The organism is Kitasatospora sp. NPDC089913, assembly GCF_044748625.1.
GTDB lineage: Bacteria > Actinomycetota > Actinomycetes > Streptomycetales > Streptomycetaceae > Kitasatospora.
In genome coordinates, this window is record NZ_JBIVGI010000007.1 from 287,782 (window position 1) to 310,124 (window position 22,343).

General features: G+C 72.5%; 23 protein-coding genes, 1 tRNA gene and 1 pseudogene. 17 read left to right on the forward strand and 8 right to left on the reverse strand.

Annotated features, from left to right (window positions below):
* Positions 1-12: 12 nt before the first annotated feature.
* From ACIPYS_RS14435 to ACIPYS_RS14445, 3 genes are all read left to right on the forward strand, one after another.
* Entirely contained in the window at positions 13-2,595 is a 2,583-nt protein-coding gene (locus ACIPYS_RS14435; protein WP_400746149.1) for a SpoIIE family protein phosphatase, read from the forward strand.
* A 264-nt stretch (positions 2,596-2,859) separates the two neighbouring features.
* Positions 2,860-4,206 (forward strand): alpha/beta hydrolase fold domain-containing protein, encoded by a 1,347-nt coding sequence (locus ACIPYS_RS14440; protein WP_400746151.1) that lies wholly within the window; start codon positions 2,860-2,862, stop codon positions 4,204-4,206.
* Positions 4,207-4,461: 255 nt separating this feature from the next.
* On the forward strand, positions 4,462-4,698 hold the full coding sequence (locus ACIPYS_RS14445) for a chaplin (RefSeq protein WP_093860160.1): 237 nt from the start codon (positions 4,462-4,464) through the stop codon (positions 4,696-4,698).
* A 78-nt stretch (positions 4,699-4,776) separates the two neighbouring features.
* Here ACIPYS_RS14445 and ACIPYS_RS14450 read toward each other — a convergent pair whose 3' ends face one another.
* Positions 4,777-6,126, reverse strand: coding sequence for a glycoside hydrolase family 18 protein (locus ACIPYS_RS14450; RefSeq protein ID WP_400746153.1), 1,350 nt, complete (start codon positions 6,124-6,126; stop codon positions 4,777-4,779).
* Between the two features lie 271 nt (positions 6,127-6,397).
* Between ACIPYS_RS14450 and ACIPYS_RS14455 the strand changes: the two genes are divergently transcribed.
* The 4 genes from ACIPYS_RS14455 (at position 6,398) to ACIPYS_RS14470 (ending at position 9,735) form a co-directional block, all read left to right on the forward strand.
* The gene (locus tag ACIPYS_RS14455) at positions 6,398-6,871 is read left to right on the forward strand and encodes a carboxymuconolactone decarboxylase family protein (protein ID WP_093860162.1); all 474 of its coding nucleotides are present in this window, start codon (positions 6,398-6,400) and stop codon (positions 6,869-6,871) included.
* A 109-nt stretch (positions 6,872-6,980) separates the two neighbouring features.
* The gene (locus tag ACIPYS_RS14460) at positions 6,981-7,901 is read left to right on the forward strand and encodes an RNA polymerase sigma-70 factor (protein ID WP_400746154.1); all 921 of its coding nucleotides are present in this window, start codon (positions 6,981-6,983) and stop codon (positions 7,899-7,901) included.
* A 247-nt stretch (positions 7,902-8,148) separates the two neighbouring features.
* A complete protein-coding gene (locus tag ACIPYS_RS14465) occupies positions 8,149-9,153 on the forward strand; it encodes an SGNH/GDSL hydrolase family protein (protein ID WP_400746156.1) in 1,005 nt (334 codons plus the stop codon).
* Between the two features lie 174 nt (positions 9,154-9,327).
* Positions 9,328-9,735 carry a hypothetical protein gene (locus ACIPYS_RS14470; RefSeq protein ID WP_400746158.1) on the forward strand — a complete coding sequence of 136 codons (408 nt, stop codon included), beginning with the start codon at positions 9,328-9,330 and terminating at the stop codon, positions 9,733-9,735.
* A gap of 47 nt (positions 9,736-9,782) precedes the next feature.
* Here ACIPYS_RS14470 and ACIPYS_RS14475 read toward each other — a convergent pair whose 3' ends face one another.
* Complete coding sequence (locus tag ACIPYS_RS14475; protein ID WP_400746160.1) at positions 9,783-10,892, reverse strand: Lrp/AsnC family transcriptional regulator; 1,110 nt, start codon at positions 10,890-10,892, stop codon at positions 9,783-9,785.
* Positions 10,893-11,041: 149 nt separating this feature from the next.
* Here ACIPYS_RS14475 and ACIPYS_RS14480 point away from each other — a divergent pair, with 149 nt between their 5' ends.
* The 7 genes from ACIPYS_RS14480 to ACIPYS_RS14510 all read left to right on the forward strand — a co-directional run bounded on the left by ACIPYS_RS14480 (position 11,042) and on the right by ACIPYS_RS14510 (position 15,834).
* Positions 11,042-12,226, forward strand: a complete 1,185-nt coding sequence (locus ACIPYS_RS14480; protein ID WP_400746162.1) for a M20 family metallopeptidase — start codon at positions 11,042-11,044, stop codon at positions 12,224-12,226.
* Between the two features lie 32 nt (positions 12,227-12,258).
* Positions 12,259-12,585 (forward strand): nuclear transport factor 2 family protein, encoded by a 327-nt coding sequence (locus tag ACIPYS_RS14485; protein ID WP_400746164.1) that lies wholly within the window; start codon positions 12,259-12,261, stop codon positions 12,583-12,585.
* 144 nt (positions 12,586-12,729) lie between these two features.
* Positions 12,730-12,957, forward strand: coding sequence for a hypothetical protein (locus tag ACIPYS_RS14490; protein WP_400746166.1), 228 nt, complete (start codon positions 12,730-12,732; stop codon positions 12,955-12,957).
* Positions 12,941-13,459 (forward strand): DUF6879 family protein, encoded by a 519-nt coding sequence (locus tag ACIPYS_RS14495; protein ID WP_400746168.1) that lies wholly within the window; start codon positions 12,941-12,943, stop codon positions 13,457-13,459. Before ACIPYS_RS14490 ends, ACIPYS_RS14495 begins: the two co-directional genes overlap by 17 nt.
* Positions 13,446-14,300 (forward strand): Scr1 family TA system antitoxin-like transcriptional regulator, encoded by an 855-nt coding sequence (locus ACIPYS_RS14500; protein WP_400746170.1) that lies wholly within the window; start codon positions 13,446-13,448, stop codon positions 14,298-14,300. The genes ACIPYS_RS14495 and ACIPYS_RS14500 overlap by 14 nt, the downstream gene beginning before the upstream one ends.
* Positions 14,301-14,666: 366 nt before the next feature.
* Positions 14,667-15,227, forward strand: coding sequence for a hypothetical protein (locus tag ACIPYS_RS14505; protein ID WP_400746172.1), 561 nt, complete (start codon positions 14,667-14,669; stop codon positions 15,225-15,227).
* A 61-nt stretch (positions 15,228-15,288) separates the two neighbouring features.
* On the forward strand, positions 15,289-15,834 hold the full coding sequence (locus ACIPYS_RS14510; protein ID WP_400746173.1) for an NUDIX domain-containing protein: 546 nt from the start codon (positions 15,289-15,291) through the stop codon (positions 15,832-15,834).
* Between the two features lie 340 nt (positions 15,835-16,174).
* On the opposite strand, the gene ACIPYS_RS14515 is transcribed toward ACIPYS_RS14510, so the two are convergent.
* Positions 16,175-17,146: a DUF5937 family protein gene (locus ACIPYS_RS14515; RefSeq protein WP_400746174.1), complete on the reverse strand. Its 972-nt coding sequence runs from the start codon at positions 17,144-17,146 to the stop codon at positions 16,175-16,177.
* Between the two features lie 56 nt (positions 17,147-17,202).
* Here ACIPYS_RS14515 and ACIPYS_RS14520 point away from each other — a divergent pair, with 56 nt between their 5' ends.
* Both ACIPYS_RS14520 and ACIPYS_RS14525 read left to right on the forward strand, forming a co-directional pair.
* Positions 17,203-18,000 carry a class I SAM-dependent methyltransferase gene (locus tag ACIPYS_RS14520; protein ID WP_400746176.1) on the forward strand — a complete coding sequence of 266 codons (798 nt, stop codon included), beginning with the start codon at positions 17,203-17,205 and terminating at the stop codon, positions 17,998-18,000.
* 13 nt (positions 18,001-18,013) lie between these two features.
* Positions 18,014-18,181 (forward strand): annotated as a pseudogene (locus tag ACIPYS_RS14525) (transposase); the annotation flags it as partial.
* A 181-nt stretch (positions 18,182-18,362) separates the two neighbouring features.
* On the opposite strand, the gene ACIPYS_RS14530 reads toward ACIPYS_RS14525, so the two are convergent.
* From ACIPYS_RS14530 to ACIPYS_RS14540, 3 genes are all read right to left on the reverse strand, one after another.
* A tRNA-Leu gene (locus ACIPYS_RS14530) sits at positions 18,363-18,446 on the reverse strand.
* A 43-nt stretch (positions 18,447-18,489) separates the two neighbouring features.
* On the reverse strand, positions 18,490-18,630 hold the full coding sequence (locus tag ACIPYS_RS14535) for a DUF397 domain-containing protein (protein ID WP_400746177.1): 141 nt from the start codon (positions 18,628-18,630) through the stop codon (positions 18,490-18,492).
* Positions 18,587-19,528: a Scr1 family TA system antitoxin-like transcriptional regulator gene (locus ACIPYS_RS14540; protein ID WP_400746179.1), complete on the reverse strand. Its 942-nt coding sequence runs from the start codon at positions 19,526-19,528 to the stop codon at positions 18,587-18,589. Before ACIPYS_RS14540 ends, ACIPYS_RS14535 begins: the two co-directional genes overlap by 44 nt.
* Positions 19,529-19,712: 184 nt before the next feature.
* Between ACIPYS_RS14540 and ACIPYS_RS14545 the strand changes: the two genes are divergently transcribed.
* The gene (locus tag ACIPYS_RS14545; RefSeq protein ID WP_400746180.1) at positions 19,713-20,189 is read left to right on the forward strand and encodes an ATP-binding protein; all 477 of its coding nucleotides are present in this window, start codon (positions 19,713-19,715) and stop codon (positions 20,187-20,189) included.
* A gap of 3 nt (positions 20,190-20,192) precedes the next feature.
* On the opposite strand, the gene ACIPYS_RS14550 is transcribed toward ACIPYS_RS14545, so the two are convergent.
* Entirely contained in the window at positions 20,193-20,693 is a 501-nt protein-coding gene (locus tag ACIPYS_RS14550; protein ID WP_400746182.1) for a cupin domain-containing protein, read from the reverse strand.
* A gap of 198 nt (positions 20,694-20,891) precedes the next feature.
* The gene (gene gltX, locus ACIPYS_RS14555) at positions 20,892-22,268 is read right to left on the reverse strand and encodes a glutamate--tRNA ligase (RefSeq protein ID WP_231978749.1); all 1,377 of its coding nucleotides are present in this window, start codon (positions 22,266-22,268) and stop codon (positions 20,892-20,894) included.
* Positions 22,269-22,343: the final 75 nt, after the last annotated feature.

Genomic DNA, 22,343 nt, shown 5'->3' on the forward strand with positions numbered 1-22,343 from the left:
GGAGCCGACCGGATGAGCACGGCGGACCCGCTGCAGCGTGGCCGATCCCCGTTCGTCGACAACGCCGTCGGCGCCCTGCTCGACGCGGACGGCCGGATCGTCCGCTGGACCCCGGAGGCGGCCCGGATGTTCGGCCTCGGCTCCGGGCAGGTGCACGGACGGCCGGTGCACGAGCTGCTCGCCGACCCCTCGGGGTGGCCGGCGATGTCCGAGCTCACCGAGGGGCAGCGGGCGGCGGGCTGGTCCGGCGAGGCGGTGTTCCGCTCCGGCCGGGGCGAACTGCTGGGGCTCTCCTTCCAGGTCCTGCCCCTGGACGCTCCGGCGGTCGCGGACGGCTCCGACACGGCCCGCTACCTGGTCCTCGCCGCCCCCACCCCGCAGATCGCCCGCTGGCGCCAGGACCAGGCGTTCACCAGCGAGCTGTTCCTCCAGGACCGGGTCGGCCTGGCCGTCTTCGACGAGCGGCTGCGCCTCGTCCGCACCAACACCCATCTGCTCCCCTACAGCGGCCTCCCCCCGGACCTGCGCGGCCGGCGGCTGGGCGACTTCCTCCAGCCGCAGGACGCCGCCGCCGTCGAACGCGGGCTGCACGACGTGCTGCGCACCGGCCGGCCGCTGATCGGCGCGGAGGAGATCGTCCGCACCATCGAGGACCCGGCCGGCGGAGCGGTGATGGCCATCTCGGCGTTCCGGCTCCAGGCCCCGGACGGAGAGGTGATCGGGGTCACCGCGCTGTTCACCGACGTCACCGAACTGCACCGCTCGGGCGAACGGCTCGCCCTGCTGCACCGGGCCACGGCCGCCGTCGGCGGCTCGCTCTCGGTCGCCGGGACGGCGGAGGAACTGGCCGCCGTCCTCGCGCCGCCCGCCGCCCGGACCGGACCGGGCGGCGCCGACCCGGCCGCCGAGCCCGCCCCCGGCCTGGCCGACCTGGCGGTGGTGGACGTCGCCGAGGCGGTGTTCACCGGCGGGGAGCCCTCGCCCGGGCGGGACGGGCGGGTGCTGCTGCGCCGCGCCGCCGTCGCGGTGTCGGCCCCGCCCGGCGAGCCCGCCGCGGGCCCGGGCGGCCCGGTCGCCCCGCCACCACCGCCACCGGTCGGGGGCGCCGTGCACGCCCACCCCGACGAGCAGGGCGTGCACACCGACTTCCCCGCCTCGATGGCCGTCCCGCTCCGGGCCGGCGGCCGGCTGCTCGGCCGGGTGGCCGTCCACCGGGCCCCGCACCGGCCGCCCTACCTGCCGGCCGACCTGGAGCTGCTGCGCGAGATCGCCGACCGGGCGGCACTCGCCCTGGACAACGCCCGCCGCTACGCGCGGGAGCACCGGGCCGCCGTCGGCCTCCAGCGCAGCCTGCTGCCGCCCTCGCAGGCCGAGACCACCGCCGTCTCCACCGCCAGCGTCTACCTGCCCACCGACACCGCGAGCGGGATCGGCGGCGACTGGTTCGACGTGATCCCGCTGTCCTCCGCCCGGGTGGCGCTGGTCGCGGGCGACGTGGTCGGGCACGGTCTGGCCGCCAGCGCCACCATGGGGCGGCTGCGGACGGCGGTGCGGACGCTGGCCGACCTCGACCTGGAACCGGACGAACTGCTGGTCCACCTGGACGACCTGGTGGCCCAGCTGATGGTGGAGGCGGAGCGGCCGGACGAGGACGAGGACGAGGGGCCGGACGACCTCGACGCCGGGACCGGCGCCCTGGACGGCGCCGGCGCGGCCTCCCGGCCCCCGGTGGGCCACGGCGTGTGGTCGGACGGCACCGGGGACGGCACGGACGAGCAGCAGACCGTGCCGTTCGGCGCCACCTGCGTGTACGCGGTGTACGACCCGGTGTCCCGGCGCTGCGCGATGGCCTCCGCCGGGCACCCGCCGCCCGCCGTCGCGGCGCCGGACGGCCGGGTGACCTACGTGCCGCTCCGGCCCGGACCGCCGCTCGGCGTGACCGGACTGCCGTTCGAGGTGACCGAGGTCGAGCTGGAGCCCGGCAGCCTGCTCGCGCTCTACACCGACGGGCTGCTGCTGGGGTACGCGGACGACCTGGAGGAGGGCATGGACGCGCTGGCGCACCGGCTGGCCGCCGCGGCCTCCCCGCCGGAGGGCGCCGTCACCCCGGCCGGGGCCTCGCTGCGGCAGCTCGGCCGGGACCTGGTCGCCGACCTGCCGGCGCACCGCCTCACCGACGACGTCACCCTGCTGCTCGCCCGGACCCGCGCGGTGCCGGCCGCGGACACCGCCGGCTGGACCCTGGAGGCGGACCCGTCGGGGGTCGGCCGGGTCCGCGAGGCCGCCACCGCGCAGCTGCGGCAATGGGGGCTGGAGGAGCTGGAGTTCACCACCGAGCTGGTACTCAGCGAACTGGTCACCAACGCCATCCGGTACGCGGGCGGCCCGGTCGGCGTCCGGCTGATCCGGGCCGAGCGCCTCACCTGCGAGGTGTCCGACCCCAGCTCCACCCAGCCCCGGATGCGCCGGGCCCGGCTCACCGACGAGGGCGGCCGCGGCCTCTACCTGGTCGCCCAGCTCACCACCCGCTGGGGCAGCCGCTACACCCGCCGGGGCAAGACCATCTGGGCGGAGCAGGAGATCCCGGCCGGCTGAGGCCGGAAGGCGCCGGGGGCGGGGTCGGGCCGGCCGCTCCGGAGCGGAGGCGGTTGTCGGCCGCGACAATTCCCGGCGTTCGAGCACTGTCCCGGCTTCCATGGTGGGACGGGCACGCCGAGCGGCATCGTGGAGGCAGCTCAACGGCAGCCCGACTGCGGCTTCACCCCGGCGGCGAGCGGCTTCGACCGCGTCCGACCCCGCGTCCGGATTCTCCGCATCCCCCGTGCTGCCCCGCCATTCGCAGCACCAGGAGCCCCGAGGATGACCAGCCCCAGCCCGAGCCGCGCCCACGACGAGGACGGCGCGGCGACTGTCGGAACCGACAGCACCGCCGCAGCGGACACGCCCGGGACACCCGCACCGCCCGCACCGCCCGGGACACCCGGGACACCCGGGACGCCCACCGCTCCCACCGCTCCCACCACCGGCAAGCGCCGCAGGCGCAACCGGGTGATCACCGTCCTGGCCTCGGTCGTCGGAGCGCTCGCCGTGCTGGTGACCGTCCTGATGACGGTGCCCGTCCCGACCAGCGCCACCGCCCTGGCCACCCTGGCCGCCGACGCCCTGCACGAGGGCACCCTGATCGCCGTCCTCGTCTGCGCCGTCCTCGCCGTGGTCGCCCGACGCCGCCGGGCCCGGGCGGCGACGCTGATCGCCGGTGCGAGCGCCGTCCTGATGGCGGTCATGACGGCGGTCCCCGCCGTGGCCCTGATGCGGGAGGCCGACCGGCAGCACGTGGACGTCTCGATCGGACGCTTCCTCACCCACGGCCTGGTCCAGGACAACGGCCGCCCGAAGGGTGCCGAGACGCTCACCTACGGCACCGCCGGCTCCACCGAGCTGAAGCTCGAGCACATCCCCGGCCAGGGCCCGGCCCGCAACCCTGGCGGCACCCGCCCCGCGGTGATCTACGTCCACGGCGGCGGCTGGAAGATCGGCGAGCGCTCGGACGGCTACCCGTGGAGCAAGTGGTTCGCCGAGCGCGGCTACGCCGCCTTCACCATCGACTACCGCCTGCTGCCGCACGCCGACTGGCAGACCGGTCCGGGCGACGTGAAGGCCGCCGTCGGCTACGTCCGCGACAACGCCGCCCGCTTCGGCGTCGACCCCTCCGACATCACCCTGTTCGGCGAGTCCGCCGGCGGACACCTCGCGATGATGGCCGGGTACACCGACGGCGACCCGATGTTCCCGCCGACCAACCCGCACGCCGACACCTCGGTGCGCCGAGTGATCAACTTCTACGGCACCACCGACCTCGACGACGTCTCCGCGCACTCGACCGCCCCGAACATCGTCCGGCAGGTCACCCGCGAGTTCATGGGCGGCACGAAGGAGCAGCGCCCGGAAGCCTGGAACGCCTCCTCGCCGCTGCACCACGTCCGCCCCGGACTGCCCGCCACGCTCAGCGTGCACGGCGCCGACGACCGGCTGATCGCCCCGTCCCAGCTGCGCCTGCTGGACCGGGCCCTGGCCGACGCCGGCGTGCCGCACCGGAGCGTCGAACTCCCCTGGACCAGCCACCTGTTCGACCTCACCCGGGGCAACCTGACCACCCAGATCGCCGAGGGTCTGATCCAGCAGTTCGACCGGCAGACCGCGCGCTGACCGTGCCACGGGCCGCCCTCCCCGCACCGGGAGGGCCGACCCGGTGCCACCCCGACCCGAAGCACCGGGCCACGGCGGCGTCCCCCGATCCGACGGCTCCGGATCGGGGGACGCCGCCGTCGTCCGGCCGGGCGACGGGACCCGTCCGGCCGAACACCCGGGACACGCCCGCGTTCCGACCAATCCGGGGGGATCGCGGCCCTCCACCGGTGTGATTGGTGCTCTGATCTGCCAACTCATCCACCAAGGAGAGACATGCGCACTCGCACCGCCCTCGCCGCCGGCGTCCTGGCCGTGGCCGCCCTGCTGGCCGGCGCCGGCACCGCTTCTGCCGACGCCTCCGCCAACGGCCTGGCCTTCGGCTCCCCGGGCGTGCTGTCCGGCAACCAGATCCAGATCCCGGTCCACATCCCGATCAACATCTGCGGCAACTCGATCAACCTGGTCGGTGCGCTCAACCCGGCGTTCGGCAACACCTGCATCAACGCCTGATCCACCGGCCGCAGGCTGCACGACGCGGGTCCGTCCCTCCCGAGGGGCGGACCCGCGTCCGCGTGCGCCGGGGCGCGACTACCGGCGGCTCAGGCCCTTGTCGATCGCGGTGATCAGCTCGCCGTTCGGGGTGTCCCCGTCCAGCGACCAGATCATGGCGCCGCCGAGGCCCTCGCGGCGCACGTACTCGGCCTTGGTGCGCAGCACGGTGGCGTCGTCGTACGTCCACAGCGTGGTGCCGTCGAACAGCCAGGCGTGGCCGTTGCGCTGACCCCGGTACAGCTTGTAGGTGCCGGAGTCGGCGAGCTTCTTCAGCGCCTTGTAGTCCTCGGTGCCGGCCGTCCAGGTCGCCGGGGCGGGCCCGGCGGCCGGCTGCCCGAGACCGTTGCCGCCGCCCGTGACGCCGGTCCAGCCCTGACCGTAGAAGGGCAGGCCGGTGACCAGCTTGCGGGCCGGGGCGCCGCGCCGCAGCCAGGCGTCCACGGTGCCGTCCAGGCTGAAGTCGTCGCGCGCGTACAGCGCCGACTGCTGGGCGGTGGTCTTCTCGCCGGAGACGTGGAAGTCGTAGCCCTGGAGGTTCACGAAGTCGAAGTCCTTCATGATCTTCCGGACCTCGAAGCCCGCGTCGATCTTGGCGGGCGCGGTGGGCACGTACGCGCTCAGCTCGAAGTGCTTGCGGCCCTTCAGGGTCCGGGCGTAGGCGTCCACCTGGGTGCGGAACTCGTGCACCAGCTTGGTGAAGTTCTGCTTGTCCTCCGGACGGATCCCGTTGCCGGGGTTGCCCTCGGAGCCCGGCCACTCCCAGTCGAGGTCGATGCCGTCGAAGATCCCGGCGGCCGCGCCCGCGCCGCCCCGGACACCGTCCTTGGGCAGGTTGCCCTTCAGGTAGAGGTCGATGCAGGAGGAGACCAGCGCCTTGCGGCCCGCCTCGGTGCGGACGGCGTCCGAGAAGTACGCCGAACCGCTCCAACCGCCCAGCGAGATCATGACCTTGAGGTCGGGGTGCTTGGCCTTGAGCTCGCGCAGCTGGTTGAAGTTGCCCGCCAGGGCCTGGCCGTCGGTGTCGGCGACGCCGTTCACGGCCTCCTCCGCGCCGACCGGCCGGACGTAGTCGGCCCACCCGTCGGAGCCCGGGCCGCCGATCTGGCAGGTGCCGGCCGGACCGACGTTGCCGAAGGCGTAGTTGATGTGGCTGAGCTTTCCGGCCGTGCCGCTGGTCTCCAGGTCCTTGACGTGGAAGTTGCGGGCGTAGATGCCCCACTGGATGAAGTACCCGACCCGCTTGTAGGCGGCCCCGCCGTGGCGCGCGGAGTCCGCCGCCCCGTCGAGGTCGGCGGCCGCGGCCGCCGGGGCGAGCGGGGCCAGCAGCGCCAGGACGGCCGCGGTGGCGGCGCCGAAGGTCAGGCGGGTGGAGAGTCGGTCACGCATGGACGAGATCACCCCTAGTGCGGTGGGCCGCACGATCGTGGGAACGGTGGACGGCGCAGGGAGTCCGCAGGGTGCGCCCGGTACTGGGCGGCGACGACTCAACACGCCAAGGTCTATACCTGTCAACGGACTTCGCAAAGGTTTTGCAAAACGGGGCGGGATCGACGGAGTGACGCGCGTCACTCCGGACCGTGTCACAGCGAGCCGGGCCGTCCCGTCTTGAGGGTGAAGCACCCGAGCGGAGCACCGACCACCACCGAGGAGCACCCCCATGGACGCGCGACTGAACTTCTTCGGCAACCCGACCGGCGCCAAGGCCATCAAGGTCCTGATGGGGCTGGGCAAGGAGATCAAGGCCATGCCGCTGCCCGCCGCCACCCAGGAACTGGTGGCGCTGCGGGTGAGCCAGATCAACGGCTGCGCCTTCTGCATCGACATGCACACCAAGGACGCGGCGGCCGCCGGCGAGAGCGCGGTGCGGCTGAACCTGGTCGCGGCCTGGCGGGAGGCCAAGGTCTACACCGAGGCCGAACGCGCCGCCCTGGCCCTCGCCGAGGAGGGCACCCGGGTCGCGGACGGGGCCGGCGGGGTCCCCGACGAGGTGTGGGCGAAGGCCGCCCAGCACTACGACGAGGAGCAGTTGGCGGCCCTGGTGATGCTGATCTCGTTCATGAACCTCGCCAACCGGGCGAACATCATCACCCAGCAGCCGGCCGGCGACTACGTGGCCGGGCAGTTCCACTGACCGCCCCGGGCCCGCCGGGCGCCGGGGCGGCGAACCCGGGCCGGGCGGGCCGGGCGGGCCACCGGCATGATCGTTTCGACAACCGTCCGTTCGAGGGGAGGAAACCGGCGTGAACAAGGTCGAGGAGTTCGAGGCGCTGCGGCCGCTGCTGTTCTCGATCGCCTACCGGATCCTCGGCGGCGTCGGCGAGGCCGAGGACGCGGTGCAGGAGGCGTGGCTGCGCTTCGACGCCTCACCGACCCGGCCGGACTCGGTCAAGGCCTTCCTCTCCACCACGGTCACCCGGATCTCGATCGACGTCCTGCGCCTCGCCCGGGTCCGGCGCGAGGCGTACGTCGGCCCGTGGTTCCCCGAGCCGCTGCTCACCGACCCGTACGAGGACCCGGCCAGGGCGGCCGAGCTGGCCGACTCGGTGTCGATGGCGGCACTGCTGCTGCTGGAGCGGCTCAGCCCGCTGGAACGGGCGGTGTTCGTGCTGCGGGAGGTGTTCGGCTTCGGCTTCGACGAAGTCGCCTCGGCGGTCGGCCGCTCCGAGCCGGCCTGCCGGCAGCTGGTGGTGCGGGCGCGCAAGCACATGCGGGACGGCCGCCCCCGCTTCGAGGCCGAGCGCAAGGAACGGGACGAGCTGGCGGCGCGCTTCTTCGACGCCCTGCGGGAGGGCGACATGGCCGGCCTCCAGGACCTCCTGGCCGCCGACGTGTCGATGGTCGGCGACGGCGGCGGCAAGACCCCGCAGCTCGCCCGGGCCGTCGCCGGCGCGGCCGACGTCGCCCGCCTGCTCGCCGCGATCGTCCCGCTGATGGCGCGGATCGACGTCACCTTCGAGGTCCACGAGGTCAACGGCGAGCCCGGCGCCGTCTTCCGCGACCACGACGGCCGGGTGCTGACCGTCCTGGTCCTCGACGTGCTGGACGGCCTGGTCCGGAGCGTCCGCTCGGTGACCAACCCCGACAAGCTCGCCCACCTCGGCCCGGTCGCCGACGCCTGGGCCGTGCACGAGGAGCTCAAGCGGGCCCGCCGCGCCCGCTGAGGCGGCGGCCCCGGGCTCCTGACAGCACGGAACCCCCGGGGCCTTCCGGGGTCCTCCCGGGCCGTCCGACCGGGCGGCCCCGAAGAGCGGGATCGGCCCGGCTGTGCGGGGATGGGCATTGCGGCACAAGGGTCGTTCCCGTGCGCACCGCCTGCCGTCCGGGGCCGCGCCCCGACCCGGCCCCGTCCCGCGCCATGGAGGAACCGTGCGACACCCCGCGAGCCGTCCGCGCGCGCGAGCAGCAGTGGTGGGACTCTCCCTGCTGGCGGCGACCCTGCTGCTGCCCCCGGTCGCGGCCGAGGGCGGCGGTGACCGCTACGAGTGGGCCGCGCTCGGCGACTCCTACACCGCCGGCCTCTTCGTCGGCGACCCGCGGCCCGCACTGGGCAGCACCGCACGGGACGGGTGCGACCGGACCACCGGCTCCTACCCCGACCGCGTCCGGCGGGCGCTCGCCGCCCGCCCGCCGGACCGGCCCGTGCACCTGACCGACGTCAGCTGCGACAACGCCGCCATCGGCGACATCGCCGACGAGCGGCAGCAGCCGACCAGCCCGGTGCAGCCCCCCGGTGGCGACCCCGCCGGGTGGCCCCCGGTGGATCCGCAGCTCCTACGGGCCCGGCTCGACGGCCGCACCGACGTCGTCACCGTCGGCGTCGGCGCGATCGCCCTGCCCTTCGGCGAATGCCTGGAGCTCACCCTCGCCCACATCCCCTGCGCGGCGTACTACGCGAATCCGCCGGAGGGCGTGGAGGGCCTCGACGCGAAACTCGCCAGGATCCGCGAGGAGTACGGCCGGATGCTCGACGCGATCCACCGCGCCGCTCCGCACGCCGGGGTCATCACGGTCGGCTACCCGGCCGTCCTGCCGGAACGGGGCAGCACCTGCGGCGGCGGCCCCGCGCAGCTCGGCCCGATCGGCCACGCCGACATCGACTGGCTGCGCGAGGACGCGCTGAAGCCGATGAACACGATCATCCGGACGGAGGCGGCGAAGCGCGGCGACAGGTACGTCGACCGCTACACCTCCAGCGTGGGCCACGACGTGTGCGCCCCCGAGGGCACCCGGTGGATCGAGGGCATCTGCGGCGACGCCGCGCCCTTCTGGCCGGCCACCGTGCCCGGCGGCCTGCCGTTCGACTGCGCCGCCATCGGCAAACGCGCCACCCTCCTGCACCCCAACGCCGGGGAGCACGCCAACGCCGCCCCCTTGGTGGAACGCGCCGTACGCGACGCCCTCCGCGAACGCTGACGGCCTACCGAGAGCTCGGATTCGCGCCATCGAGGGGTCGAATCCGGTACTCCTGCGGGGAGTTCGGGCCGATCAGGGGTGGAGTCCCGCACACATGGAAAGCATCTGACATGTGAAGCGTGACATACCACAAGAGGGCCGCGGCTCCTCCTGTCCTCGAAGGAGAGAACTCCGATGAAGCGTTTCGTCGCCGTCCTCGCGGCCGGTGCCGTGCTGTCCGGGCTCGGCATCGCGGGGGCCGCCGAGGCCACCGCCCGACCCTCGGGCACGACCACCTGCGGCTACGCCGTCGGGGCCCAGGTCTGCCTGACGATCGACGGCCGCCTTGCGTCCGCCACCGGCCAGGCGTCGTCGGCCGGCGGGCCCGCACAGTTCGCCTCGTTCGAGCTGGAACTCCGCACCACCGGCGGCAGGAGCCTGGAGCGCGAGAACCTCGGCGCCGTCGTGCCGCCCGGCGGAATCACGGTCGGCCCGGTGGCGAGCACCGTCCCGTGCGGCACCGGCATCACCGCCGTCTTCACCACCACCGGGTCGGGCCGGCCGCCGGCCATCGCCACGGTCACGGTGCCCGCCGTCTGCTGAACCCCTCCGGTCGGACCTCGTGACCGCCGCCGTCCGGCACCCCGCCGTCAGGGAGCCGCCTGGACCGGGTCCCGCCAGATGTCCATCGGAACGGCGCGGACGGCGCGGCCGTCCGCGCCGAGGATCCGGCCCATCCGCTTCACCGTGCGCAGCGCCACGCGGCGCTCGGCCACCCGCAGGTCGGGGAACCTGCGGGCGAGCGCGGCCTCCAGCCGCTGGACGTCGGCGAGGGAGCGCTGCCAGACCGAGAGCAGGAGGTTGTGCGCGCCCGTGACGGACACGCACAGCCGGACCTCGGGGAGCCTGGCGAGCTGGGGGCCGACCTCGTCGAGCCGGTCCGGGGGGAGGTCGGCCCGGAAGGTCGCCAGGACCGGCCGGCCGGCGTCGCGGGCCGCGATCTCGCAGCGGAAGCGGATCGCGTCGGAGCCGGCCAGCCGGTCGAGGCGGCGGCGCAGCGTGGACGGGCTCAGCCCGGTGGCGGCGGCCAGCCCGGCCTGGTCGAGGCGGCCGTCGACGCCCAGCCTGATGAGCAGCTCCCGGTCCTCTGCACGGACTTCCGCTCGCGCGGCGAACGGCTTCCCGGCGCCCGCCGGTTGGTCGTCGTGCAGCTCCACGCGCTGGGCCGGGTCCAGCGAGTCCAGGCGCCAGCGGACCCCCTCGGCGTAGTAGCCGGTGGTCAGGTGGACGCGGACGGCGTCGACCCCGGGGATCCGGCCGAGCCGTTCGGCGGTGTACCGGGAGAGCGCCGCCAGGTCGGTGAAGGCCGCGGTGAGCGCGAGGTCGCAGCCCTGGGAGAAGTGCTCGACGCTCAGCACGTGCGCGTCCTCGGCCAGTTCGCCGGCGATCCGCCCGATCCGGTCGGGGGCGCAGTCCAGGTCGAGGTGGGCGACGCACCCGGGGTCCTCGGGGTGCGGCAGGCCGTAGGCGGTCACCCAGGCGATCCCGGCCTCCGCGAGCCGCCGCCAGCGGCGGGCCGCGGTGACCGGGCTGATCCCGAGGGTCTGGCCGAGCAGCGACCAGGGCGCCCGGGGCCGCAGCTGCAGCGCGTTCACCAGGGCGAGGTCCAGCTCGTCGACCGTCACCTTTGTGCCGGTCACGTCCGCGCCGGTCATCTCTCTGCCGGTCACGTCCGTGCCGGTCGCCTCTCTGCCGGTCACCGTCGACTTCCGGACGATTCGTTCATTGGAGGGCCCCTTCATGGCGTGATCCTGCGAAATCGCGGGAGACTCCCGCCGCGGCACCCAGAATCCCGGTACGAGACCGCTCCGTACAAATCCCGCCGCCCGCGGGTCCGATGGAGGTACCTGTGTCCCTGCTCGACGACGCCCTCGCGCTGGCCCCCGACCTGGTCCGGCTCCGCCAGGACCTGCACCGCTTCCCCGAGGTGGGCCTCGACCTCCCGCGCACCCAGGAGCGGGTGCTGCGGGCCCTGGACGGGCTGCCGCTGGAGGTCGGCCTCGGCACCGGCCTGAGTTCGGTCACCGCGGTGCTGCGGGGCGGCCGGCCGGGACCGGCCGTGCTGCTGCGCGGCGACATGGACGGCCTGCCGGTCGTGGAGAAGACCCCGGTGCCGTTCGCGGCCGAGAACGGCGCGATGCACGCCTGCGGCCACGATCTGCACACCACCATGCTCGCCGGCGCCGCGCAGTTGCTGGCCGCGCGGCGGGAGGAGCTCCACGGCGACGTGGTCTTCATGTTCCAGCCCGGCGAGGAGGGTTGGGACGGCGCCGGCGCCATGCTCGCCGAGGGAGTGCTGGACGCGGCGGGCCGGCGACCGGTCGCCGCGTACGCCCTGCACGTGTCGTCGACCATGCCGCACAAGGAGTTCAGCTCCCGGCGCGGACCGATCCTCGCCGCGTCCGCCGCGCTGCACGTCACCCTCCACGGTGCGGGCGGCCACGGCGCGGTGCCGCACCGGGCCAAGGACCCCGTACCGGCGGCCTGCGAGATCGTCACCGCCCTGCAGACCATGGTGACCCGCCGCTTCGACGTGTTCGACCCGGTGGTGATCACCGTCGGGGTCCTCGAGGCCGGCACCCGGCGCAACATCATCCCCGACACCGCCCGCTTCGAGGCGACCGTGCGCACCTTCTCCGCCGAGGCACAGGCCAAGGTCGCCGACGCCTCGGTGGAGCTGGTCCGGGCCATCGCGGCCGCCCACGGCCTGCGCGCGGAGATCGAGTACCTCCCCGAGTACCCGGTGACCGTGACCGACGGGACCGAGACCGACTTCCTGGCGGACACCGTCCGGGAGGTCTTCGGCGAGGAGCGCTTCCGGAGCCTGCCGAACCCGATCCCCGGCTCGGAGGACTTCTCCCGGGTGCTCGAAGCGGTCCCGGGCTCGTTCGCCTGGCTGGGCGCCGCCCCGAAGGGCAGCGACCCCGACAGCCAGCCGTCCAACCACTCGCCCCACGCGGAGTTCGACGACGCGGTGCTCCCCGACGGGGCCGCGCTCTACGCCGAACTCGCCGCTCGCCGCCTGGCGGCCTGAACCCGTACGCCGAAGAAGGAACGATCAAGCACATGACCGAACCGCGCGACGTGGTCGAGCGGCAGCTCGCCGCCTACAACAGCCACGACATCGACGCCTTCGCCGCCACCTACGCCGAGGACGTCACGGTCCGCCGGGCCGACGGCAGCCTGCTGCAGGGCAGGCAGGCCCTGCGGGACCGGTACGCCGGGCAGTTCGCCGCAGGCCGGTGCCGGGCCGAGATCGTTGGGCGGCTCACCGAGGGCGACTGGGTGGTCGACCAGGAGATCGCCCACGGCCTGGCCGACACGCCGGTCCGCGTCCTGGTGGCCTACCGCGTGCGCAACGGCCTGATCGACCGCGTCGACTTCCTGGGCTGACCGGCGCGATCGCCCCTCACCATGCCGTGAGGGGCGATCGGCCGGAGATTATGCGAGAACGAGAGTAGAAGACCGCTGCCCTTGTGACGATCCGTGGACAGTCCGTAGCGTACTGATCACGGCTACGGAGGCAAGGGGAGGCCAGTGGGAAACGAACTGGAACTGACGATGATCGCCGGTGGGCCGTGCGGGCCGTCCGGCGAGGACGACAAGTGCGGCAACGGCGACTGCCCGACGATCTTCGCCACGAACCTGCCGGGGATGCTGGCGGTCCAGGGCTACACGACCGACCGCACCACCCCCGACGGCGAGGCCATCGTGACCATTCCCGAAAGCCTGCTCCGGGAGGCCGTCCGTGCTCTTGGACGGTGAGGAGTGGCAGCGCTACTTCCGGGACTTCGAGCGGTCCGCCTTCCGGCTCGAGGTGCATCAGATCTACACCATGCCCCTCGAGGCCGAGACGCTCGCCGGCTTCCTCGCCGGCGACCCGATGCCCGAAGGCTTCAACTCGGAGTGGCACGAGTGCATCCGGGGCCACCGCGCAGCGGGCCGGACGATGACCCGCGCCAAGCTGGTCCGCCTGCCGCTCACCGACTACAGCCGCTACCTGTTCGACTGGTGCATCCCCGGCAACGTCGCCGCCGGTGAGGACTACCGGATCGTGGACCTGACGACCGGGGATCTCGACCTGCCGGTCCAGGACTTCTGGCTGTTCGACGAGTCGGTGGTCGTCGACATGAACTACCGGCCGGACGGGACACAGATCAACCGGACGCTGGTCGAGAACCCGGACATCTCGAAGTACCTGCGCTGGCGCGACCTGGCGATGTCCGAATCCGTCCCGTTTGCAGAGTGGAACAGTGCTCGAACCTGAACATCAAGGAGATCGACGGAAGGACCTGGCGGAGGCACTTCGGAGCCTCCGTTCGGCGTCCGGCCTGTCCGGCAGTCGGCTGGCCGTCCGCTGCCACATGAGCCAAGCGAAGATCAGTCGGATAGAGACCGGGAGCACCCTTCCGAGCGTCATTGATGTCGAACGGATTCTCGCCGCGCTGGACGTTCCGGAGGAATTCGCCCGCGAGCTGCTGGAGCTCGCTCGCGCGGCGAATGTGGACTACACGGCTTGGCGTACGCATGCCCGCCTCGGGCTTCATCAAAAACAGGCCGAGCTGAGGGCCCTCGAACAGTCGTCGACCCTCATGCGGCACTTCCTTCCCGCCGTCCCCAGCGGGCTGCTGCATGTGCCCGAGTACGCCGCCGCAACGCTCCGGCCCGGCGTGCGGAGCGAGCCGGCGCGGGACGTACCCAGGGTGGTCGAGGCACGCATGGCCCGTCAGGCCGTCCTGGACGACCCGGGACGCCGGTTCGTCTTCCTGATGACCGAACAGGCTGTCAGGTGGCGCCGTGCGCCGCTTCCGGCGATGGCCGCGCAGGCCGCCCACATGGCCCGGATCTCCGAGAAGCCGAATGTGGAAATCGCGATCATTCCGCAAACGGTCCGAGTTCCGGTCACTCCCATGAACATCTTCGTCGTCTACGACGACAGGCTTGTGACGATCGAACTGTTTTCCGGGGAAGTCGCCCTGCGTACGCCGCAGGACATCGGATACCACCTCGAGCTGTTCGAACTCCTACTGGGGCACGCACTTACCGGAACCGAAGCAAAATCATTCCTGCTCGATCGGGCCGACGAGTTCATGCGGGAACGCGAATAGCTCTGGGTCGCAGCATCCGGCACATTTAGTGTTGTTTTTCAGTAACGCCGAACGCCCCGGCACCGACCGGCATTCGGCTCCACCCCAGTGCGAGGAGTCACCGGCATGACGACTCCCGGCCCCCACAGGCCCCCGGGCCCGGGCCCGATGCCGCCGGACGGCGGCAGCACCGACACCGCCCACGACGAGTAGGAGGCCAGTTCCATGAGCACCATCACGATGAAGCACAAGGGCAACGAGAAGCCGCCGCCGAAGCACGCGGGCAAGCCGGCGCCGGAACTGCCCGCCCCGGACCCGAAGTAGTCGACCGACACGGTGGTGGGCTCCCGCCGCACCGGCGGGAGCCCACCGTCCGGAGGGAACCGCATGGACCCCGATCGCCTCCACATCTCCTATGCCATGCGGCAGTTCGCGGACGAGACGTGGACCGGGCGGGCAGAGCGGTGGACCGCGAAGTTCTACGTCCCCGGCGAGACGATCGGCACCGCCGAGATCACCCGTGTCGTCCCGGGTGTCACCCCGAACCCCCGCGCCGCCCTGGAGGACGACCCCGGCCTGCTCGACCGCATCCCCCGCGTGGTCTTCGCCGAGGACGGCAGCCTCGCCCCGGCCGTGTCCGCACTGAGTCCCGTGCTGTTGCTGCTGCTGGAGTCCGTCCAGGTCTCGGAAGCCTGGCGCGGCACAGGAGTCGGGATGCGCCTGACCGTCACCGCACTACGACGCCTGGCCGTCCCCGGTACGGTGGCCGTGTGCTACCCGGCACCGATCCACGACCACGGACCGGACGAACCGTGCTCCTACGAGTCCGACGACCCGGAGGTGCGGCGGCCGGACGAGGAAGCGGCGGAGAAGCTCCGACTCGCCTGGGAGCGACACGACTTCCGGCCGCTCGACGATGGCGTCTACGCCCGGAGGATCGACCCGTGAGCCATGGGCGCCGACGGAAGACCGCCGGCACACCACCGTCCCCACCAAGGAGAACCGACCCATGAGCACCACCGGAGCAACGACACCCGCGCCGTTCAGCAGGATCAAGGTCCGCGTCACCGGCCTGGTCTTCTGCGGCGACGACGTCGCGCTGCTGCGACGGGACCGGGCCGACTCCGTGCACTACACCACCATCGGCGGCAACGTGGAGGACGGCGAGGACTACCGCGAGGCCGTCCTGCGCGAGCTCGAAGAGGAACTCGGCCTCGAACGAGACCCGGCGTCCACCGAGCCGGAGCTGATCTGGATGGTGGACGCCCGGATCAGCCGGCCCGGCCCGACCCCGCCGCCACGCAAGTTCCACCTGATCTACCGGCTCCACGTCACCCCCGAGGTCCGCGCACAACTCGCCACCCAGGAGCTCGACGAGCTGCCCGACGGCAGCCACGAGGTCGGCACCGTCGAGTGGCACGACTACCGCAAGGTCGACGCCCTCCCGCTCTTCCCGCCGATCGGCAAGCAGATCGCCGAGCTCGACAGCCCCACCGCCCCGGTGAACAGGTTCGAGCTGGCGCCGATCACGGACGAGAACTACACCTGGATCTGACCCCGACCGGCCCCAACCTGCGCCGGCACCACGAGACACAACCAGAACGGCCGGTCGGATCCCCGGATCCGACCATGATCCTTGGAGGTCATCTCAATTGGGCCGTTGAGTCCTGTCCGGCCGTGCAGAAAGTCACAGGTCTGGTGCTGGGCGACGGTCGGGAGTTGTTCCGGCAGGCGATGGCGGATGCTTCCGACGGGTCCGTCGAGCGGTAGCCGGCGGCGATTCGGGGAGCGCGCACTGTCCGATCGCCACACCGGTCCGAGCCGGAACACGGTTGGGGCGGGCCCGGGCGTGCCGTCGTCACGTCGTTGCCTCTCCGCAATGCGAGAGGGCGCGTTCAGGTGTGGAGCTGGTCGCCGAGTGGGCTGCGCAGGTAGAGGACGAGGTGCCCGTGGCGGGCGCGGGTGACCAGTCCGGCGCGGTGCAGGACGCCGAGGTGCTGGCTGACCGTTCCGGGGCTGACGTTCAGCCGGTGGGCCAGCTCGGTCGTGCCCACCGGTTCTGCGAGGTGGCTGAGGATCCGGGCGCGGGTGCGGCCGAGCAGGTCGGCGAGTGCTGCCGGCGGTGCGGTCGAGGTGCTGTGCCAGGCAGTGGCGAGGCCGCGGGCCGGGTACCAGATCCGGGGCGGCAGGCCGAGGTCGACGACGGTGACGGCGTGGTCGCAGAACAGGGAGGGTGTGAACGTCACGCCGTGTCCGTCGACGACCAGGTCGTGGTGCTCGGCGGGGAAGGCGTCGACGGCCAGGGTGCCGGGGTCCGGCTGCCAGGTGAGGCCCGGGTCGATGTCGGCGAACAGGGCGGCCGCGCCGCCGTCGGTGAGGCGGCGCGCGCGGTGGAGGACATCGGCGCGCAGCACGGCGTGCATGCGTGGCCAGTGCGGTGCGATCACCAGGAGCCAGTAGGTGTGCAGGGCCTGGGCGATGCGTTCCAGCAGGCCGAGCGGGTCTGCCTGGGCGTCGGACAGCAGCGGGTTCAGGGGGTGGCCGTCGGCGGCCTGGAGCAGTTCGTGTGTCACGCGCCGCGCCGGCGTCGAGCGCAGGGCGGCGAACTCGTCGTCGATGTCGGTGTTCGGCCGGGGCGGGTGGGGGGTGAGGAAGTCGGGGGTCAGCCGGGTCGGGCCGACCAGTGCCTGCAGCAGTGGCCAGTCGAGGTGCCGGAGGCGGGGTGCCGCCTGCCGCAGTAGCGGCTGGTGCACGGCGTAGCGGGTGGGGCTGCGCCAGGCCCGCAGGCTCTGGACGGTCTCCTGCAGGGGGGAGCAGGCGAACCGGACCGAGGCCAGGGCTTCCACATCGAGCCGGAGCAGCAACATTCGGCCCATACTAAATCTCTCGCCCGGCCGGGGACCGTGGTGGTGGACTCCGGCTCATGACTTCTGCTTCTGCTGCCGGGGGGACCCCGGCGACGGCGGTGTACGACCGCATCGGTGTCGGCTACCGGGCTGTCCGCCGCCCTGACCCGCGCCTGGCCGATCTGATCCACCGGGCGCTGGCCGGAGCGCGTACGGTCGTCAACGTCGGTGCGGGCGCCGGATCCTACGAGCCGTCCGACGCCGAGGTCACCGCGGTGGACCCCTCGCGGGTGATGCTGGAACAGCATCCCGGACGGCGCAAGGTCCTGGCCGGTGCGGAGGAACTTCCCTTCGAGGACGGCGCGTTCGACGCTGCGATGGCGGTGATGACGGTGCACCACTGGCCCGACCTGCGCCGCGGCCTGGGCGAGCTGCGGCGCGTCGCGCGCCGGCAGGTCGTCTTCACCTGGGATCCCGGGCACCGGCCCGGGCTGTGGCTGGTCGAGGAGTACCTGCCCGAGATCCGCCGCCTCGAACAGGCCCGTTTCACGCCCCTGTCCACCGTGGTGGAGGCGCTGGGCGCGCACACCGTGCTGCCCTTCGAGATTCCGCAGGACTTCACCGACGGCTTCCAGATCGCCTACTGGCGGCGGCCGGAGTGCTACCTCGATGCCGCGATCCGGCAGGCCAGTTCGACGTTCGCCCAACTCCCGCCGTCCGTGGTCGAACCGGCGATCGGACGACTGCGCGCCGACCTCGCCTCCGGGGCCTGGCGGCGACGCCACGCGGACCTGCTGGAGCGGGAGTCCGTGGACTACGGCTATCGCCTGCTCATCGCAGGAAGCAGCGGGGAGGCAACCTGTTCGGGTAGCTGAACGGGCTGTTTCCGTGACGATCGTGGAGCGTCTCGTCCCGGACGAGTTGTGGGAGCTGTTCCGGTTGGTGGTGCCGGAGGTGCCGATTCGGCCGCAGGGTGGTGGTCGGCGCCGTTACGGGGACCGGGAGGTGTTGGCGGCGGTCGTGTTCGTCGCCACCTCGGGGTGTACATGGGCCCAGGGCTGGACCGGTCGAGGTGCGCGGTCGACTCGGTGAACATGAGGGCTTCGGCGGAAGGGGCTTCACCACAAGCAGCAGTGTGGGTCGGGTGCGCTCGACCCGGCCCGGGCGAGTAGGCCGGGCCGGGGGTGGAAACAGAACGGCCGGTCGGACCCGAGGGTCCGACCGGCCGTTCTCTGTGTGCGCGAGGGGGGAGTTGAACCCCCACGCCCTTTCGGGCACTGGAACCTGAATCCAGCGCGTCTGCCTATTCCGCCACCCGCGCAACTGGGTGATGGGTAAATAGTAGCCCATCCCCGGGGGTGGTCTTAACCAACCGGGAGGGAACCGTCCCGGAGGGCGGAGACGAAGGAGTCCCAGGCTGCGGCGGGGAAGAGGAGGACCGGACCGGAGGGGTCCTTGGAGTCACGCACCGGGACGAGGGCGGGGGTAGGGGACGTGAGGGCCACCTCGACGCACTCGCCCCCGTCGTCCCCGCTGTAGCTGCTCTTGCGCCAGCCGACAGTCTCGAGATTGACGTTCCTCATAGCGGTACTCCTCCATCGCATCGGCGATCAGGGCACTGGATTCACCGACCGAGAGTACATCTCCCCGCACGAGGTCGAAGTCCCGCCGAGCCTCGGCCACCACAGCCGGGGCGTCACTCATGTGCCCGCGGTACAGGCTCTCTGAGTAGACCCACTCCCTCCCGTCCGGCAGCAGGAGCAGGGACAGGGAGGTGGCGGGCATCTTCGTCACCGGGCGCGCGAACGGCGCCACCTGGATGAAGATGTTGTACCGCTCGCCGACGGCGAGGAGGTGCTCCATCTGTCGCCTCATCACACCCGGTCCACCGACGACGGTGCGGATGGCGCTCTCGTGGAGGGTCACCAGCAGTGTCGGCCCACCGGCGGCCAGGAACCGGCGCTGCCGACTCAACCGGGTGGCGACCCGCTCGGCCACCATTCGCGGGTTGTTGCGGGCATCTCCGAGACTGAAGATCGCATGGGCATAGTCCGCGCACTGCAACAGGCCATTGAGTCGGCAGTACTGGAGCACACGGACAGCCTCGGCTTCCTCCTCCAGTTCGACGTACTTGTGGAACCAGTCGGGATGCTCGATATCGGCTTGCCAATCCACCCGCTCCCAGAGCGTTCGCAGCAGCCCTCCTGTCCCGAGGATGTCGTCACAGGCGATCACCGTGTCGAGGTGCATCGTCCGGCGGCCACCCTCGATACGCGTGACCACGGTCCGGTCACAGTGAAGAAGCTTCGCCAGCGCCTCCTGCGTCAGCCCCGCCCGTTCCCGAGCGAACCGCACTGCCTCCCCGAAGAGTTCCGCCGGACTCGCTGTGGGTGCGGCGCTCACCTTCCGATGTGCCACCTCGGTCCCCCTCTTGTGCCTTGGCCTCGTACACCACGAATCGGCAGTCACCGTACCCAGGGAGCGGCGATGATTGACACCGGAACGCAGTTATTCGCTTGCACAGCGTGAATATCGCGCCCCACTCGCGAGCCTGTTCCACTCCCCCCTCTCACCCGAAGGCTTCGCCATGCCCTGTCTCCGCATCCCCCGCCGGCCCCGCGAGTTCGCCGCCCGGTTCCCCTCCCGGGCCGACTCCGCCCCCCTCGCCCGCTCTTTCCTCCGCGCCTACCTCGCCGGACTCCCGCGTGGTGAACGCTATTCCGACGTCGCGGAGTTGCTGCTCGGCGAACTCGTCACCAACGCCGTCCGGCACTGCGACGCCCCGCCGGACCGCCTGATCGAGGTCCGGTTCGCCGTCGTCCCCGGCGACCGCCTCCGGCTGGAGGTGCACGACGCCGGTACCGGGCGCCCCGTTCTGCGCGCCGCCGTCGACCCCGAGGAGGAGTGCGGACGCGGCCTCCTCCTCGTCGACGAACTCGCCGAGCGCTGGGGCTGGTGCCCCCGCGCTGGCGGGATCGGCAAGTTCGTCTGGGTGCTGGTCACCCCCGCGCCCGGGTCCACCGATCTCGTCTTCGGCCGGTCGCCGAGGCTCGTGACGGTGTGAGCGTCACTTCCCGGCCGCCGCCTCCAGGGTGGCGCGCCACAGCGGGCTGTCGACGTAGTGGTTGTCGTACAGCTCGGACGAGTCCTTGATCTCCTGCGGGCTCGCCTCGCCCCGCATCACCCGGCCGAGCAGGCGCAGGTAGTCGAAGCGCGGCATGCCCGGGGTGAAGACGAACAGCACGTCGGCCTCGGAGCCGGGCGCGGCGGCGAAGGCGTGCGGGGTGTGCGGCGGGACGAGCAGGAAGTCGCCGCTCTCCAGGGTCTCGACCTTCTCGTCCAGCAGGACCTGGAGCTGGCCGCCGATGACGAAGAACAGCTCGGAGGCCCGGGTGTGGAAGTGGGCCGGGGCGCCGACCGCGCCCTTGGCGAAGGTGGACCGGTAGCTGGTGACCGGGCTGCCGTCGGTGCCGTGGTCGGCGAGCAGGGTCATCACGCTACTGGGGTCGCTGGTGGTCTCGGCGGTGGCGGCGCGGGTCAGGATCGGCTTGGTCGGGTTGGCGTTCATGGTGGTGCTCCCCGTCTCGGGCGGCTCCGGCTCCCCTGCCGTCGCCTTGTGATGATCACTCTATGAGCCCGATCGACCGGCGGAGGGGTGCATTCCGACGACAGAATCATGGGTCAATCCGGCGCACGACCACCCCCGGGAACGCCCGAGGGCCGTACCCCGCCCGTGCGGGGTACGGCCCTCGGAACAGCGCTCGCGTCAGGCTGCGGCCAGGCGCTCCGCCGCCGCGTCCAGACGGGCGAGGGTCCGCTCGCGGCCCAGCACCTCGATCGACTCGAACAGCGGCAGGCCCACGGTGCGGCCGGTGACCGCGACCCGGATCGGCGCCTGCGCCTTGCCCAGCTTCAGCCCGTGCTCGGCCGCGACGGCCTCCAGCTCGGCCTTCAGCGGCTCGGCCTTCCACTCACCGAGGGCGGTGAGCTTCTCGCGGGCGGTGCGCAGCAGGGCCAGCGCGCCGTCCTTGTCCTTCATGGCCTTCGCCCAGGACTGCTCGTGCTCCACCGGCTGCGGCAGGAACAGGAAGTCGACCTGCTCGACGATCTCGCCCAGCACCGCGATCCGGGACTGCGCCAGCGGGGCCAGCTCGGCGAACGCGACCGGATCGAAGTCCTCGGCGGCCCACGGCGCGCGGTCGGCGGCCAGGAACGGCGCGCAGGCGGCGATGAACGCGTCCACCGTCAGGGCGCGGATGTACTCGCCGTTGAACGAGCGCAGCTTCGCCACGTCGAAGAACGCCGAGCCCGCGTTGACCTCGGAGATGCTGAACAGCTGCTCCAGCTCCGCGTACGGGCGGATCTCGACGTCGTCCTTGGGGCCCCAGCCCAGCAGCATCAGGTAGTTGACCATCGCCTCGGGCAGGTAGCCCTCGGCGAGGTAGTCCTCCAGCGCCACCTTGTCGCGGCGCTTGGACAGCTTCTGCCGCTTCTCGTTGACGATCACCGGAAGGTGCGCCCAGACCGGCGGGGTGGCGCCGAGGGCCTCCCACAGCAGCTGCTGCTTCGGGGTGTTGGACAGGTGCTCCTCGCCGCGGATGACCTCCGTGACGCCCTGCTCCAGGTCGTCGACCACGTTGGCGAGCAGGAACACCGGGCTGCCGTCGCCGCGGGCGATCACGAAGTCCTCGATCGCCGAGTTCGGGAAGGCCGGCTCGCCGCGGATGAGGTCCACCACCACGGTGGCGCCCTCGTCCGGGGTGCGGAAGCGCAGGGCCCGGCCCTCGGCGTACTCCAGGCCCCGCTCGCGGCAGAAGCCGTCGTAGCCGGTCTGGGCGGAGCCGGTGCGCTCGGCGGTCTGCTCGCGGGTGCAGTCGCAGTAGTAGGCGCGGCCGGCCGCGTACAGCTTCTCGGCGGCGGCGCGGTGGGTGCCGGCGTTGGCGGACTGGAAGTACGGGCCCTCGAAGGCGGCGTCGCCCTCGTGGATGCCGATCGCGGCGAGGGCACTGATGATGCCGTCGGTCCACTCGGGCTTGTTGCGGGCGGCGTCGGTGTCCTCGATCCGCAGGACGAAGACACCGCCCTGCTGTCGTGCCGTCGCCCAGTTGTACAGCGCCGAGCGGGCACCGCCGACGTGGAACATGCCGGTGGGGCTCGGGGCGAAACGGACGCGGACGGGACGGGAAACCTCGGTCATGGAACCAAAGGGTATCGGGCG